This window comes from Paraburkholderia sp. LEh10 (assembly GCF_017814945.1).
Taxonomy (GTDB): domain Bacteria; phylum Pseudomonadota; class Gammaproteobacteria; order Burkholderiales; family Burkholderiaceae; genus Paraburkholderia.
Genome location: NZ_JAGIPX010000299.1, coordinates 1 through 212, shown reverse-complemented (window position 1 = coordinate 212; position 212 = coordinate 1). Strand labels below are relative to the sequence as shown.

The 212-nt window shown below is 54.2% G+C and carries 1 pseudogene; it reads right to left on the bottom strand.

Going from position 1 to position 212, the window contains the following annotated elements:
- Positions 1-77, bottom strand: a pseudogene (locus J8I87_RS45605) (NAD(P) transhydrogenase subunit alpha); the annotation flags it as partial.
- Positions 78-212: the final 135 nt, after the last annotated feature.

Genomic DNA, 212 nt, shown 5'->3' with positions numbered 1-212 from the left:
CAGACAACGTGATAGCCGACGTAGATCGCCAGCACGAAAATGATCAGGTTGATCACCGTATGGTTGATGACTTCCATGGAGCGTCTCCGTTAGCGTTATGCCGCTTCGCGTGCGATAGAACCATTGCGCGTAATGAGCGTGGCCGCGACGATGTCGTCCGCGAGATCGATATTGAGCGCGCCTTCCTTCGTGACGATCAGCTTCATGAAGTC